This is a genomic window from Vibrio sp. Makdt, from assembly GCF_027587015.1.
Taxonomy (GTDB): domain Bacteria; phylum Pseudomonadota; class Gammaproteobacteria; order Enterobacterales; family Vibrionaceae; genus Vibrio; species Vibrio chagasii_B.
The window spans coordinates 37,463-53,506 of record NZ_JAPPTH010000030.1 but is presented as its reverse complement, the minus strand read 5'-3'; the positions used below and the strand labels follow the sequence as shown (position 1 = coordinate 53,506).

The 16,044-nt window shown below is 43.9% G+C and carries 11 protein-coding genes; 3 read left to right on the top strand and 8 right to left on the bottom strand.

Annotation, left to right across the window (positions count from 1 at the left end; translation table 11 throughout):
• Positions 1–623: 623 nt before the first annotated feature.
• From OH460_RS24195 to OH460_RS24170, 6 genes are all read right to left on the bottom strand, one after another.
• Positions 624–2,612, bottom strand: coding sequence for a hypothetical protein (locus tag OH460_RS24195; protein ID WP_269999810.1), 1,989 nt, complete (start codon positions 2,610–2,612; stop codon positions 624–626).
• 333 nt (positions 2,613–2,945) lie between these two features.
• Positions 2,946–4,268 carry a CoA-disulfide reductase gene (locus OH460_RS24190; RefSeq protein WP_269999809.1) on the bottom strand — a complete coding sequence of 441 codons (1,323 nt, stop codon included), beginning with the start codon at positions 4,266–4,268 and terminating at the stop codon, positions 2,946–2,948.
• A 77-nt stretch (positions 4,269–4,345) separates the two neighbouring features.
• A complete protein-coding gene (locus OH460_RS24185; RefSeq protein WP_017111551.1) occupies positions 4,346–5,752 on the bottom strand; it encodes a cation:dicarboxylate symporter family transporter in 1,407 nt (468 codons plus the stop codon).
• 37 nt (positions 5,753–5,789) lie between these two features.
• A complete protein-coding gene (locus OH460_RS24180; protein WP_269999808.1) occupies positions 5,790–6,173 on the bottom strand; it encodes a RidA family protein in 384 nt (127 codons plus the stop codon).
• Between the two features lie 24 nt (positions 6,174–6,197).
• On the bottom strand, positions 6,198–6,863 hold the full coding sequence (locus OH460_RS24175; protein ID WP_239918319.1) for a helix-turn-helix transcriptional regulator: 666 nt from the start codon (positions 6,861–6,863) through the stop codon (positions 6,198–6,200).
• A gap of 506 nt (positions 6,864–7,369) precedes the next feature.
• Positions 7,370–8,704, bottom strand: coding sequence for an MATE family efflux transporter (locus OH460_RS24170; RefSeq protein ID WP_269999807.1), 1,335 nt, complete (start codon positions 8,702–8,704; stop codon positions 7,370–7,372).
• A gap of 320 nt (positions 8,705–9,024) precedes the next feature.
• Between OH460_RS24170 and OH460_RS24165 the strand changes: the two genes are divergently transcribed.
• On the top strand, positions 9,025–10,140 hold the full coding sequence (locus OH460_RS24165) for a hypothetical protein (protein ID WP_269999806.1): 1,116 nt from the start codon (positions 9,025–9,027) through the stop codon (positions 10,138–10,140).
• A 4-nt stretch (positions 10,141–10,144) separates the two neighbouring features.
• Here OH460_RS24165 and OH460_RS24160 read toward each other — a convergent pair whose 3' ends face one another.
• Positions 10,145–11,155, bottom strand: a complete 1,011-nt coding sequence (locus OH460_RS24160) for a helix-turn-helix domain-containing protein (RefSeq protein WP_269999805.1) — start codon at positions 11,153–11,155, stop codon at positions 10,145–10,147.
• A gap of 95 nt (positions 11,156–11,250) precedes the next feature.
• On the opposite strand from OH460_RS24160, the gene OH460_RS24155 reads away from it, so the two are divergent.
• Positions 11,251–12,621: a serine hydrolase domain-containing protein gene (locus OH460_RS24155; protein ID WP_269999804.1), complete on the top strand. Its 1,371-nt coding sequence runs from the start codon at positions 11,251–11,253 to the stop codon at positions 12,619–12,621.
• A 66-nt stretch (positions 12,622–12,687) separates the two neighbouring features.
• Positions 12,688–13,473 carry a hypothetical protein gene (locus tag OH460_RS24150; RefSeq protein WP_269999803.1) on the top strand — a complete coding sequence of 262 codons (786 nt, stop codon included), beginning with the start codon at positions 12,688–12,690 and terminating at the stop codon, positions 13,471–13,473.
• 85 nt (positions 13,474–13,558) lie between these two features.
• Here OH460_RS24150 and ppsA read toward each other — a convergent pair whose 3' ends face one another.
• Positions 13,559–15,931 carry a phosphoenolpyruvate synthase gene (ppsA, locus tag OH460_RS24145; protein WP_269999802.1) on the bottom strand — a complete coding sequence of 791 codons (2,373 nt, stop codon included), beginning with the start codon at positions 15,929–15,931 and terminating at the stop codon, positions 13,559–13,561.
• Positions 15,932–16,044: the final 113 nt, after the last annotated feature.

The window sequence follows — 16,044 nt, the reverse complement described above, 5'->3', positions numbered from 1 at the left end:
TGTATCTAAAATTTATATCATTCAAAGCTCTATTGGCGTACAGTCTGCAGTGTAGATGGCTCAGTCTAGCTGCTCTATGAGCTTGTTAGTTGCGTTGTGGGTTTATGTGACGACGTATGTTGATTACATCTACATTATACGCAGGACGCGATGTCATAAGTTGTACTGACATAATGGCGTTAAAAGGTTCTATGGTTGGCTTTCTGTACTGTAGAGACGCTTGGTGTATCGAGTAGCATATGACCGCGGATGGCTACCTTGATACATATGAGACGTTAAGGCGTGTTTAGAATCGAGCTTTTTGTATGCTTTCCACAAAGCTGCCTAATACGTTTAAACGCATTTGTATGTGCGCGTAAGTACTACCAAGCAACCTACGCGTTCGATGGAAGGGGAGAGGACACTGCCGTGAGATTGATGAATGACGTGATTCAGAGTATCTACGCTCTGCTTGTAGGGTACGTCTGCTTTCTAATATAGGAGTTACAGTTACCGTTTTCTACACTTACTCGCCACCCTTACGTAGCTGATAGACATCGAAAAGAAGCATCTTGCTAAGAACAAGTAAAGCCAGTTGGCAGATACCAACTGGCTTTAGATTTCTTACAGATTAAGAGATGTTTTTAATCAATATCTGATACACAAATACTAGCGTTAGTTACCCAGTCTCCTTCTTCATAACTTCCACCAAAAATATTCATATTTTTACTAATATGGCTGTTCGCTGCTTTTCCACTATCCTTAGTCCAATATTCAAGTCCACCATTACCGACTGGCCAGCCAAAAGCGTTACCGACATCACCTATAGTCGACTGAATAGTTTGTAATTCTTCTTCTGTAGCTAGCCTTTTTCCCGAACCTGTACAACTAGCAACCGAATCCTGCCATGTACCGACACCCCACCAAAAATCATTTTCATAATGATTATGGGACCCATCTGGATTTAACATTAACTCAGATAAGCTGTATTCATGCTTTCCTAAGGTAAATGTTCTATTAAAATCGATGTTAGTGAGATTGATAAGGTTACTGGTTACTTTTGTTTTATTATCACCGATGGCAAATATAGCCGCTGAGCTTTGGTCATGCGAAATAGCAAGTACAGTACTGCCAAATAAATAAAAAGCTTCCTCTTCTTGATTTAGCTGCCATTTGACATTATCTGTGATATCTAACGAAACAGTATCATGCGAATCATTGATAGTGTACTCTCCGATAGCCTTATAAGTTCGACTTTTATTATATGGAACGGTATTTAGATCTGGGTAGTTAGGGTAGTTATGTATTTCTGAAATTGTAATGCTTTTAAGTTCCCCCGCAACAACGTTAAACTCTTTCGATATATTATAATCTTTACCATTAATTTCTGCATTGATGGATATGTTGTTAGACTCTTTTATTGGCATGAAAGTATTATGCCCCGTCTGTTTTATAACTGTCTCGTCTGAACTTGACCAGTCAACAAAGGGCGTAATATCCGCTGTTATTTTATTGTCAACATTTTCATTACTTTGATAATGACCGATTGCGGAAAGTGAAAATTCAACATTGTTAACCAAATTATTTGTGCCAGTAATTTCAATATATTCCAATGTGGAATCAGAAATTGTCATTTCTTGTGGATTACTTTCGACATCAAACATTCTTGCAGATATAGTAGCTTTGCTTTTGCCTACTCCACTATCAGCGGTAAAAAGATTGTTACCCTCAGCATTATTGAATACATCTGGTGCACTTGAGATCCATCTTACATCTTTTGTGATATCAATATGCTTTACCTGTTCATCTCTTGGATCTTGATAGACACCCACTGCAGTAAACTCTAGGCTTGTTCCGTACAAAGCGCTGCTTAATTGAGTTGTCTTCTCAGAGTTAGTGGTTGGTCTAATAATAATCTCTTTTAGCATCGCATCGCTTATTGTTAATGAAATACTATTACTTGTAAAACCATCAAAATTAGCCGTTAGGTCTGTTATATCTGCAATATCACCTATAGCTTTGAAGCGACTTTTTTCAGACGAGCTTTGAGAAAAACTGTTGTTATCTAGAGTCCATGAAATATAACTTGTGCCATCACGTTTTGAACGGTCACTCCACTCCACGATACAATCAAGTTTTATCGAGGTGCCATTTGGCACATAAACTGTTTGGTTATTATCAAAATCTATTGTTTTGGCCCGAGGCGAAATTGTAATCGCGACAGGCTCTAATATAGAGAGTGACCAAGTCGCACTAATATTGGTTGCTTTTGCGATAATAGTTGTTTGTCCGGTTTGATGTGTCTTTAATTGTGCTGGTTTATCAAAGCTGGCTAAATCAGGTTCACTGCTGACCCACTGTACTGACGATGTGATATCACTAGTGCTATTATCGTCATAATACCCGATTGCTTTAAATGTTAATGTTGTATCTAATAAAGCCTCATTAGAGTCTAGGATATTATTGTTAGAGACTTCTTCGATGGTGATCTTTTCTAATCTCTTTGTATGTGAATCATCCTTGCTATCACCGCCCCCTCCACCACATGCAGTTAATGATGGGATTATAATGAATAAAATAAAAATTAATGAAATCGACTTCTTAATATTATTTTTTATGTGCTGTGAAAACATATGAAAAATGACACCTCAGTGATAAATTAGAGGTGTAAATTATATAGTGCCCAAATTTTGACAAGTAACAAGATAGAGACAATAAATAGCAAGAAGAGGACATATTTCGTATCAATGTGAATTATTGTTAATGGAGCTAAGAGGGGGATTTGGTTACATCGTAGGGGAAACATAGTTTTCATTGATACCTTGTCACCAAGAACAATTTGTATTTGTTATGAAAAATTGAGCAGTATCGTTCGCGATAAGGGGAAGCTCTAGGCTTAAGATATTAAAAAGCAGAGCATTTAGGCTCTGCTTTAGTATTCTTGAATGTAGTTAATTAGACATGGCTTATTTTGCCACGTTACCTGCAACGTTCAGTGCATCCCAAGTACGAGCAAATGGTGGGGCGTAGCAGAAGTCCATATAGCCTAACTGCTGAGTGGTCATTTTCGCTGTGATGGCTACAGCTAATGCGTTGATTCTGCCCACAGCTCCTTTCTTACCGACAATTTCGCCGCCTAGAAGAACGTTGGTCTCTGGGTGATAAACCAGTTTAACCTTGATGTCTTCTTGCCCTGGGTAGTAATCGGTTTGGTTCTTGTCTGAAATTGTTGATACTTTCACATCTAAGTTATGTTCTTTCGCCAAAAGTTCATTTACGCCAGTACACGCCAGTTCATAATCGAGCACCTTCAAACAAGACGAACCTAAGAAGCCTGACATATAGGTATCTTTACCTGCTAGTTTGTCAGCCATCATGCGCGCTTGTTTGTTGGCTGTAGTTGCTAGAGGAACATAAACGGGTTTGCCTAGCGCCATATGATGGACAACGGCACAGTCACCGACTGCATGGATATAAGCGTCTTCTGTAGCGCCATATTCATTTACCAATAACGCGCCATTTGCTGCTTTTGGTAGTTCGAATGCTTCAGTATTTGGTTTGAAACCGAGTGACAGGATCACGACATCGGCTTCTACGTTGCCGTTATCAGTTTCAACAATGTAACCACCTTGCTCCGCATCGCGAATAGCAGACACGCTACAGCCTGTTTTAAGCTCAGCACCTGATTCACGAATCGCACCTTCGACCACTTCAATGATCTCTGGGCTGAACTGACGGCTCATGATGTGCTGTTCACGTTCGATGATCGTCACGTGTTTGTCTAAGCCATGTGCCGCATCAAAGACTTCCAGCCCGATAAAGCCTGCGCCAATGACGCACACGCGTTGTTTACGATCATCTTTAAGCGCTTCTTTTACTGCTAAACCATCTTCCATGCTTGTTAGTGTGTATACGTGTTCCGGATTGAATTCACCGAATGAGGGGACGATCGGACGTGCGCCTGTCGCAATGACCAACATATCGTAATCGATAGTGCTCACTACGTTTTGGTGACGTACTGTAATATGTTTTTCAGTACGGTCGAACGACACCATTTCTGTTTCTACGCGTACATCTAAACCAGATTTGATTGCTTGTTCTGGCGTACGAGAGATCATTCGCTCGGTATCATCAAACATGCCGCCTGCAAAGTAAGGTAAGCCACAGGCTCCAAAAGAGATGTAACTGCGCTTATCTAATACGATGACTTCGTCTGATGGTTGATTACGTTTGTATTTTGCTGCGAAACTCATACCAGCGGCGCTACCGCCTATAACAACAACTTTCATATTTATTACCTAAATAGCCTGAACTCAGGAAAAACAGAAGAGCACTCACGAGGAGTGCCCTTAATTAAGTTTGAGAATTATACTGCTGCTTCTTTTGATACTGTCGCTGTAACGTCAGCGTCGTATTGTTCTGTGTTTAGCGAGCCGTTTTTCTTAGCTGTTAGAACACCAGACAACATAGAGCCTGAGATGTTTAGCGCTGTACGAGCCATATCAATTAGTGCTTCGATAGACACCAGAATCGCTACTACTGTGATGTCTAGGCCCATGATGGTCAGTACTGCTACTGCTGCGAACGTTGCACCGCCACCCACACCCGCGATACCGAATGAAGCAATCGCGATAACAGCAATCAGTTGTAGGATGAAGCCTAGGTCGACTGGCATACCCATTACTTGAGCCGCCATGATGGCTAGCATTGCTGGGTAGATACCCGCACAGCCGTTTTGACCGATACTGGTACCAAATGTCGCTGACATGTTTGCTGTTTCTTCGTCTACCCCTAGGCGTTGAGTTTGTGTTTCAACGTTTAGTGGGATAGCCGCCATACTTGAGCGAGAACCGAAGCCGAATACCAATACTGGCCAGATTTTCTTCATGAACTTAGCCGGAGACAAGCCGAACATCGATACCATCACGAAGTGGATGCCGAACATTACGCCGATTGCTACGTAGCTCGCTAGAAGGAAGCGGCCCATTTCAGCGAGCGCGAACAGGTCATTCGTCATCATGAACGTGGTCATCAGAGCAAATACACCGTAAGGCGTTAGCTTCAGGATTTCACGAACCATTGAAAGAACCACTTCTTTTGCAGAGTTGATGAAATCAACGAAGTTTTGCACTTTCTCTGGCTTACGGTTCTTCACTTGAAGGATACAGTAACCAAGGAACATACCGAACAATACAGTTGATAACGTAGAAGTACGTTGAGAACCCGTTAGCATGTCAAAGATGTTGGTTGGAATGATAGACAGAGCCATACCAGACAGACCACTGCTTGCCATTGCATCTTGTGTTGCTACCAGTGAATCACCGCGAGCTTCAATTGCACTGTTGGTGCCGATTGTGCTGACTAGCGCGTTTGCATCGATACCAAATAGGTAAATACTCGCGATACCAACGGCTGCTGAGATTGCACAAGTGAAAAGTAGAATACCGATGATCTTTGGTGCGATACGAGATAGCGCACCACCGCCTTCAACGTTCATGATCGAAGAGATCATCGCCACGAATACAAGTGGGATAACGATCATTTGTAGAAGTTTGATGTAGCCTTTACCGAACACAGAAATCAGTTCAGCGAAGCCAGATGTCGCAACGTTACCGACACCGAAAACAAGTTGAATAGCGCCACCGAACAGTAAGCCAGCAGCAAGCGCACTAAGTACTCGGAAGTTAAAACTTTTCTTTTGCTTTTTGAAGTTCGACAGCAGTGCGTAGAACCCAAAGAACAGTATGCTTAATCCAATAAATGAAACGCTCATGAGAATCTCCTATGATACCCATTAATACCTAAGTCGGTTATTTTTTGTATGCGATGGCTTCAACTTCAACCAGTGCGTCTTTTGGTAGTCTTGCTGCTTCTACACAAGAACGAGCAGGTGCGTTCTCCGTGCCAAATACTTCGGTGTACACTTCGTTAAATGCAACGAAGTTTTCCATGTCTGAAAGGAAGCAGGTTGTCTTCAATACTGTGTCTAGCCCAGCTCCGCTTGCTTCTAAAACAGCCTTCAAATTTTCAAGAGACTGGCGAGCTTGCTCTTTAATACCGCCCTCAACAAATTGCATGGTTTCTGGAACAAGAGGTAATTGACCTGAGGTATAAACCATTTCGCCGTAAGACGTACCTTGTGAGTACGGCCCGATAGCTGCTGGTGCTTGTTCAGTGGCAATGATCTGTTTCACGATGTAACTCCTAAATTATTGGTTTTATTCTGATTTAAATTCACGGATAAACTTGTAAACCGCCTGACGGCTGATCCCAAGTTGTTCTGATACTTGTGTCGTCGTCTCTTTTAGCTCAAATACGCCGTTATCAAACAAACAACGAATGATGGCTTTGTTGCGACTTTTGCAGGAAATCGTTTCGTCTTGTTCCACTTCTTTTATTGCAGCAGTCAGTGCTTGTTGAATCACATCGTTTGCACTTTTGCTGAAAGTCTCACTGACTAGTGTTTGAGAGACGTTACACGTTGGCATTAACGTTTTAACGATTTCAGGGAATGGGAAGGATAAGTTCATGTTGATACACAGCATGCCAATCGGCTTTTTCTGTGGACCAGCTAGCACACAGGTGGTCGATTTTAGTAGGGAACCATCTGCTGCATTCGTGAAGTAACTCTTTGGAGAAACTTCGCCAGTTTTCTCGAAGGTGCTCCACATACGTAAACCGAGATCTGTGATTGGAGAACCAATTTCACGACCTGTGTGATGACCGTTGACGATTTTCACGACCGAGTTTTCTAAGCTTTCAAATGAATGAATGACTACTTCGCAGTAGGGGCCAATTAAATCAGCGAGCGTGTCTGCTAAGCGAAAGTAATTGCTTAAACATTCTCTATCTTCATCGGTGAATCTAACTTGTTTTACATTCATAGTTTCGGTTTACATTTTTGAACTCGATGACTGGAATCTACTCCTTTGGTGGTATTTGAACAAGATGCAGTAAACTTCTGTAAACCGATAAAAGGCGCCTAAAACACCAACAAATAACGGAACTTTAACCTAAATTAAGAGTGAAATTTGAACAGGATCACCAAACCATCTTCAATATGGTTTAATTTCTTAAACTTCATCAAAGTTTAAATATTTAAAACCAAAGATTGCATTTTTGAACACTTTAATGATCTAGAACAAATTCTAAAGGGGCATAAAAATCGGTTCTATGGATGTTTCTTATGTCCGGAAATCTAGCTAGTAATTCTGAGATTGAAATTATGCTGGTTGGTATGTTTTTTGGGGCGGAAGTAAGGTTTAATCGAAGAGAATTCAGTAACAAAGGATAGTCAGTGGAAGGATCGTAAATCAGAACTTGGATAACAAAAAAAGCAGCCTAAGTGGCTGCTTTTTTTGGAATTTAACAACTAAAAGCTAACAACTCGCTAGTTGGCTAGCTTAGCCTCAACTTGCCCAAGCGCGCGTCGGTACATAAACCATGCACAGATACCGGCAAACACATTACCGACCATGGCACCCCAGAACAGACCTTCAATTCCGGCAAGATGAGAGCCAATCCATAAACAAGGTAAGAAGAAAGCGAACAGGCGCAGTGCTGAAATCGTTAATGCGGTATAAGACTTACCTAGTGCGTTGGACACCGATACCATCAACATGCAAATTCCCAGAGGACCAAGGCTGATAGGGACAATCATTAGGTGATAATTGAGGATTGTGGTCACATCACTATCACTGGTCATCAATCCTGCTAATCCACTTGAGAATACCCAAGTCACCAGCGCAATAACGACTTGAAAGCCGAGTACAAAGGTAGCAGCGATCTTAATCAAGCTACGTATGTCAGTTAGGTTCTTTTCCCCCAACATGCGGCCAACCATTGGTGGCATCGACATGGTCAATGCTAACACTGCTACAATGGAGAAGAACTCAAAACGAGAACCCAACGCCCAAGCTGCAACGGCTGCAGTGCCATAACCAGCAAGCAGCTTAGTCGCTAACATAGAAGAGACTGGCGGCAGCAGTTGGCTGATCATCGCTGGGCCCATGATGTTACCAATCGAGCGAACACTCTTGCCGATATCAAGATCGTGCCAGTCAAACGTCATCCAATGTTTCTTGGTTACTTTGGGAGCTACAATAAAGATGCCTGCACCAAACGCCAAAATCGTCGCGATAGCTGCACCATTGATACCCATGTCGAGAGTAAAGATAAAAATCGGGTCCAATATCAGGTTAATGATACTAGTCGCGATCATCATCGAGCCGGGCAGCATAGTATTACCGTTGGCACGACACACACTGTAGTAAAAGTAGAGTAGTGCGCCTGTCCAAGAACTAATTAACCAATAGATCCAGTAAGAGTCGATGATCGGCAATACGCTTGCTGGTGCGTCGAGCAATTCTAAAATGGGGCCGCGAAGCAGATAAATGATGACGGAGAAAAGCGCAACACTCACGCTGCCCATTGCAACTACTAATCCACCTAACTGCTTAGCGTAGCGAATTTCGTTAGCACCAATCGCTCTCGCTATCACAGCAGTTGTCGCGATGCCTAGCCCGACTTGAATTCCGATGATGATCATCTGTATAGGCAGAGTGAAACCTTGAACAGCAAGCGGCAGAACGCCGAGCTGACCAATGAAGGCACTGTCTACAAGTTGGAAGCTCATCAGGGAAAGTACCCCAAACAGCATTGGCCATGTCATGGTATAGAGTTGTCGGCCAAGTGAAGGCGAAGGGGTTGCGGTAGTCGAATTCATATCTGTCTTATTGGTCTTGAAGAGAGGCTCATTGTGAAGAAAGCCTATCTGTGAAGAATTGGGTAAAGGATAACGTAAGGTCAGCTCGATACCAATCATTGTTACCGGATCTCGGCATATTCCTTACTTTAGATTAAGGTGGGCTTAGAACATTTGGTGCTGTGTCTTTATGGAACTACCTCTCAAACCTTAGCTATTTTATAGGCTTATCGTTATTGGTTGATGTAATTATCAAATCTATAAACTAATATCGTTATAGGAAAACGGATAGTGTATCCGACAGTACAGAATGAACTGCATATTGGAGAGGGAACTAAGATATGCCGACCACAGAAGAAATTCAGATTAGCCAAGAGCAAGTTAGGAAGAATAAGGCTAAGGTGCTCGCCAAGATAAACCAGCAAGGCATCATGTCTCAGGGCTTTCGTCTAGTTAACGTCAAAGATTACCAACAGAAGCTACAAGCTCTAAAACAGAAGGTCGAAAACTTCGATTACCTGAATGAAGCGAATAAAAAGCAAGATCAGGTCATTCTCGACATCATGACGCAGAAAGAGAAGATTCATAATTACTTGGATGAATCATCGAGTCAGAAGCTAGCAAACGGTAACCTAGATTTTGGTTCTCGAAATCAGGTTGCCAATGCCGCGCTTAAGAAAAAGCAGCTTTTCATGATGTTTATGGAAACCGTTGAAGCGCAAGAAGCGCTCAGAGAGTTTGCTGTTAAAGTGGCTTCAGTATGTAACGGTACACTCAAACAGCCGCCGGGAGCTTATCTTGGTGTAAAAGATTTCCATGGGGCGTTAGACAAGATCACTAACCGTAAACGTCATTACGATATTGGTGACCTGAAAGATGCAGCCCGCATGACCATCGTATTCGAAACCATGGAAGATATGATCATAGCCAAAGCGATGATCATCCTGACCAAAGAGTTTGTCGAGCTGAAGCATCACCAATCTGCAATGAAAGATCGCTACGGTACCAGCCAAGGCGACAACGCGAAATTCAACTGTGGTGCAACAGACGCTGGCTACAAAGACATTAAGTTCTTCTTAAAGATGGCCAATGGGCACATTGGTGAGCTGCAGCTCAATACCAAGAACATGATGGTGGCGAAGAAGAACGGCCACATCATCTATGACATCCTTCGAGATGGAGGCAATCTTGATAAGGCATTTACCATTACCAATACTGAGGTGCTTGCCAAGATAAGTCGTAATATGAGTGAAAAGTGGTTCACCTTTATGAATACTCGTGTGCCTAAAGCGAGAGATGATTTGCAGGCAGTTCAACAGCTCGTTGACCGCCTAAGAGCGAATTTAGGAAGAGGGCAAAACTCACTTCAAGTGAGCATGGAAGAGATAACCATACTTTCGCGTGTCAGCCTGTATATCTATGAGCAAGGTGATAATGCCAGAGCCCTGCTAGACTAGAGATTTATTGTTGATTCCCTTGAAGTCCGGTCGTTTGGCCGGACTTTTTCGTTTTAGTTCGATAGCTTGGTGCTGTGCACCCCAGCCAACCTTTAAAGGCACGGTTAAAGTTACTCAAATCGCTGTAGCCCACCTGCCAGCTGATCTCTTGCACGGATAGCTCTGTTTCCTCAAGGAGCTTTCTCGCTTTGTTTTCCCGCACCTTTTCCTTGGCTTCTTTAAATAGAATATCTCGACTCTTCAGGTTTCGTTGCAGTGTCCGCTTTGTCATGCCGAGCATGCTGGAAAACCATTCGATGTTGAACCAAGGCAAGGTCGCATAGGTATTAATCAAAGTTTCGACTGCTTGATGCCAGTTCTGTGAGGCATCTTGTTCAGAGATAGCTCGATAATCATCCGTTAGAGGGACAGCTATTGCACCATATGACTGTTGAAACTGAATGTTAGTGTAGTGGAAATGGTGCGGAAGTCTGTCGGCGTTTTTGCCTGAAGATACAAGCTTGGCGTGTGAAGGTTGCCAGCGCTCAGCAATAAAAAGGCGGCATAGGCTAATTATGGTAAGGGCTCTAAACCATTCAGCTTGCTCAAACCCTACGGTAGAAGGGTGATAGCTGCTGCGATGACATAGCCACCACATTCCATCTCGCTTTTCCGTCCAAATGGAGACGTGATTATTTAAGGTAGGCATCTCCGCAATTAAGCAGCGTATCGCTTGCTCAAGGGATGCACATTGGCTGATTTTCCGACTTAGTTCTGGTGAGAGTTGTTCAAGCGTCGCTTTGCGTCCAACCTCAATCCCTATCGAATAGCCAAATGTACGCTCTAAGCCATGAATAAAGCGAATCAAGTCTTGGGTTGGTAGCCACTGGTTAGAGTGCGTCAGTTCAATTGGCAGCCCACATTCGGTAGCAACCGAGCGCCAATCAAGTGAACGCTCCTCGCAATATTGAATATAGGGTGCGATGTTACTGGTGGAGCTCAACAGTATGTTGGTGGTGTTCGATGATGCTTTCATTGCTGTTTACGCTTACTCTCTAAATGTCACCAAATGACCTAATTAAGTGTAGCGCAACTCCATATACTTCTTCCAACCCAAATGAGGAGAAGAACATGAAACTTAAACCCCTTACCCTAATTATCTCATCACTCACGCTTTCATCGCTTGCTGTGTCATCAACTGTATTTGCAGAGAACCCAGTTGAAGCAGCACTTAAAGTTGAAGGTGCTCAAGTGACTTTGACTGTCAAAGATGCACCAAAGGCGTTCACCCCTGAATTTGTCAACGCAGCACGTGAAAACTTTAATAACTTCCATTGGCAAATGGGTGGTGACCACAGTGTTTACTATAACTTGCACATGAGTGAGTTCATGCCAACGGCGTTTGCTGCACCGAGCGAGAATTACAAGCCGCTGGTTAAAAATATTGACCCACGTCTTGCCAAGCTCAAGGTAGAAACAGACACCAAGGGCGAGCTGACTATGGCTGATTACCTAGCTGATGAACAGTTCAGAACTCAAGGTTTCATGCTAATTCACAAAGGTGAGATCGTTTACGAAGCGTATCCAGGTATGAGCCCGACAGACAGTCACGTTTGGGCTTCAACAGCTAAAACCACCGTCGGCACAGTTGTCGCAATGCTGGTGGAAGAGGGCAAAGTCGACCCAGAAAAGAGCATCACTCACTATGTTCCAGAGTTGAAAGGAACAAACTGGGAAGATATCACGGTCCATCAAGTGCTCAATATGTCTACCGCTCTTGATAACGAAGAGACGCTTGAGTCGATCTTAAACCCAGACTCTGACGTTGTGCGTTTCTTTGCTGCTTCATTCAATTCGCCAAGAGCCAAAACAGGTGAAATGGAAACATGGATGAATGTCGCTAAAGGCGCTCAGAAACTCGAAGGTGAGCAAGCAGGCGACCATTTCCGTTATGCGTCTATCAACACCATGGTACTGACCAAAATGGTGGAGAACATCGAAAACAAAACATGGACTCAAGTGTTTGAAGACCGTGTTTGGTCAAAAGTACATGCCCGCCAATCGATGGAGTTCAACCTAACGCCTGACGGCATGGCGATCGCCGTTGGTTTGGTGTCGACAACAGTTGAAGACATGGCGCGCTGGGGCACTCTGTTTACCCCAAGTTGGAAAGCAGTAGCGGATGAGCCAGTTATCTCGCAAGCCGTGATTGATCGTATTCGCAACGGTGGTGATCCAAAAGCCTTTGTTGGTACTAGCAAAGAGAGCAGCTCACTGCACGCCTACAACGAAAAAGCCGATTACAACGCCTACCAATTCGACTTCATCTTCAATGATGGTGCTATGTCGAAAAGTGGCAACCTTGGTCAGTTCATCTACATCGATCCAGAGCGTGATTTTGTTGGCGTAATGTTTTCGAACAACCCTTACCACTCTGGTTTCGGTGAGAACAAAGGCCCTGCACTGATGCGTTCTGCTGCAAAACTACTTGCTGACAAATAACAACCCATTTGAGACAGAAGGACTTTCTAGCTTCAAGGAAGAAGCAAACGACTTTCGAGAGATATAATGAAAAAGTTTGCCCTTATTATTCCATTGAGCTTAGGTTTATCGATTCCCGTACATGCTGAGTCCGAGCGCGTTATCGACCCTGCCGACGTGACCAAGGTGTATACACAGACTGCGCTGATGGTGAGCGGAAGTTCTGATATTCAATTTCAGGGACAGGTTTCTGGTGGTATGGATAACGGTCATCAGTTTGCGTTACTCGCAGAAGCGACCTTTGTTGATGACAATGATGAAGCACAGCGCGATCCGAACGACTTTGGTTCGGAATACAGCAATTCGCGAATCCAGTATTTCCATGTTTTCGAGACAGGTACTAAGGCTACGCCTAAAGTGGGTCTGTCGTTAGACTACGTCAATACACGCACAAGCATTAAAAATGATTTGTTGTCGGTCGGCGGTGTTGTAGCAATCAATCCAGCTTATACCGGTGGCTTCTTGGTTTTCCCAAGAGCTGGTTTGATGACAGGCAGTATGGAAATTCCCGCTATGAACTCATCTAAAGACGACTTAACAGGTTATTCGCTTGGGCTTATCACGGCAAAGCACTTAGGTGATTCAGGTGCTTATGTTTCTTTAGTGCCAGAGTGGCAAGATCTATCGGGGAGTGATATCAACATGCAAAACTTCTCGTTGAAAACATCACTGAATGTACCAATGAACAGTGCCCGCACTTGGTGGTTGAATACTCGATATGACATCACTAAAGGTGATATCGATGTGAATGGTTTGTCTATGCCGAGTGAATGGCAAACTGAAGCTTGGGTAGGCGTTAGATACTACTTCTAAAGTGCTCCGTGTTTCGTCCTAAAATACAGTAAATAAAAAAGCCAGTCGTACTGACTGGCTTTATTCGTATCTTGATTAGAGAAGGTTACTTGCTAGCAACGTTGCCTAGCTTCAACCATGTATCGATAACTGTATCTGGGTTTAGGGATACAGAGCTGATGCCTTGCTCCATTAACCACTCCGCTAGGTCATCATGGTCAGATGGGCCCTGGCCACAAATGCCCACGTACTTACCCGCTTTGGTTGCCGCGTCGATAGACATTTTCAGCATCGCTTTCACAGCTGGGTTACGCTCATCGAATAGGTGTGCAACGTCACCAGAGTCACGGTCTAGACCAAGCGTCAGCTGAGTCATATCGTTTGAGCCGATAGAGAAGCCATCGAAGTACTTCAAGAACTCTTCAGCCAAAATTGCATTCGATGGTAGCTCACACATCATGATCACTTTCAGGCCTTGGTCGCCACGGCGAAGGTCGAATTTAGCCAGAATGTCGATAACCGATGCCGCTTCGCTTGGTGTACGAACGAATGGAATCATGATTTCAACGTTCTTAAGACCCATTTCGTTGCGAACACGTTTGATCGCTTGAGTCTCTAGCTCGAAACAGTCTTCGAATACTGGCGAGATGTAACGAGATGCACCACGGAAGCCCAGCATTGGGTTCTCTTCATGTGGTTCAAACGTTTTGCCACCTACAAGGTTGCTGTATTCGTTCGACTTAAAGTCAGACATACGTACGATCACACGCTTAGGCCAGAATGCAGAAGCGATAGTCGCGATGCCTTCTGTTAATTTGCTTACGTAGAAATCGATAGGATCTTTGTAGCCGCGAATACGTTCGTTGATTTCCGCTTTTAGCTCATCCGTTTGCGCATCGAAGTTAAGCAGCGCTTTAGGGTGAATACCGATCATCTTGTTGATGATGAATTCAAGACGAGCAAGGCCAACACCTTCGTTTGGAATCTGCGCGAAGTCGAAGGCGCGATCTGGGTTACCCACGTTCATCATGACTTTGGTTGGCAGCATTGGTAGCTCATCAACTTCAGAACGTTTAATTTCAAAGTCGAGTTCGCCGTTGTAAACGTAGCCTGTTTCGCCTTCTGAACATGACACTGTCACGGTATCGCCATCGTTTAGGCTGCTTGTCGCTGTACCACAGCCAACGATTGCAGGAATGCCGAGCTCACGAGCGATGATTGCTGCGTGGCAAGTACGGCCACCACGGTTAGTGACAATCGCAGAGGCTTTCTTCATCACAGGTTCCCAGTCTGGGTCTGTCATGTCTGTTACCAATACGTCGCCTTCTTGAACCAGCGACATTTGGTCTAGTGAATCAACCAAGCGAACTGGGCCTGAGCCGATGCGTTGACCGATAGCACGACCTTCAACCAAGACATCCGCCTTGTTGTTTAGCTCGTAACGCTCAATAACGTTTTGGTCGCTTTGAGAACATACGGTTTCTGGGCGAGCCTGAACGATGTAAAGCTTGCCGTCGATGCCATCTTTCGCCCACTCAATGTCCATTGGACGTTGGTAGTGCTTCTCGATGATCATCGCTTGTTTTGCTAGCTCTTTGATCTCTTCATCGTTGAGTGAGAACTCGTTACGCTCTTGAGCGTCGGTGTCGATGATATCAACTTGCTTGCCAATCTCTTGATTGGTCGAGTAGATCATTTTGATCAGCTTAGAACCAAACGTCTTTTTAACTATTGGGTAGTGACCCGCTTCTAACATTGGCTTGTGAACGTAGAACTCATCTGGGTTCACTGCGCCCTGTACAACCATTTCACCCAAGCCCCAAGAAGAGGTGATGAATACCACTTGGTCGAAGCCAGACTCAGTATCAAGTGTGAACATCACACCTGAAGAGGCTTTGTCTGAGCGAACCATGCGCTGGATACCCGCAGACAATGAAATGCCACGGTGGTCAAAGCCTTGGTGTACACGGTAAGAGATAGCGCGGTCGTTAAAGAGTGATGCGTAAACGTGCTTGGTTGCTTCGAGTACCGCATCGATACCTTTCACGTTAAGGAAGGTCTCTTGCTGGCCTGCGAAAGAAGCATCTGGAAGATCTTCTGCGGTTGCCGATGAACGAACCGCTACAGATAATTCTTCGTTGTCTTCAATTAGCTCACGGTAGTTCTCACGGATATTTTGCTCTAGTGATTCTGGGAAGGGGGCGTCTAGAACCCATTGTCGAATCGTTGCACCTGTCTTACGCAGTGCGTCAACGTCTTCAACATCAAGTTCGTCAAGTAATTGGTGAATGCGCTCATCAAGACCTTTGTAGTCAAGAAAGTCGTTAAACGCATGAGAGGTGGTAGCAAAACCATTTGGTACAGAAACACCAGCATTGGATAGGTTAGAAACCATCTCGCCCAGTGAGGCGTTCTTACCGCCGACTTTGTCGACATCTTCCATGGATAGGCCATTGAACCATAGGGTATTATTTTGCATTTATTTCTCCAGAAACATAGCAAGCATTGTAGGGATTTAAAGGCAAACGATTACGTATTAGTTTAAAAAAATGTAAATTATTTTTAAAAGCTGTGGGGGACGTAATAGTCAGC